Source organism: Paraburkholderia sp. RL17-373-BIF-A (assembly GCF_046030175.1).
GTDB lineage: Bacteria > Pseudomonadota > Gammaproteobacteria > Burkholderiales > Burkholderiaceae > Paraburkholderia.
The window spans coordinates 1-246 of the sequence record NZ_JARESO010000546.1 but is presented as its reverse complement, the minus strand read 5'-3'; the positions used below and the strand labels follow the sequence as shown (position 1 = coordinate 246).

Annotated in this window: 1 protein-coding gene; it reads right to left on the bottom strand. The window is 54.1% G+C overall.

The window, feature by feature from the left end; genetic code table 11:
* Positions 1-246: hypothetical protein (locus P0D80_RS51700; RefSeq protein WP_408296819.1), on the bottom strand; the 246-nt coding region annotated here is incomplete at both ends.

Below are 246 nucleotides of genomic sequence, written 5' to 3'. Positions count from 1 at the left end.
TGATGGTTTGAAGGCATAGATTGCAGCCATGCATCCGGACTTCAATGTCAGGCGCATGCCTGCCTGTCCCTGATGGAATCCGCTGGTCGAGTCCCAATCAGTTGGGCGCACTGCAATCGTGCGTTGGTTGCGTCGGGTTTGATCGACCACGGTCTGACCTATCTTGCCATCACTGCTTGATGCCTGAGCAATCGGTGGTTTGAATCTCCTTTGCTTGATTGCTGTTTTCCGATTTGGGCGGCCGAC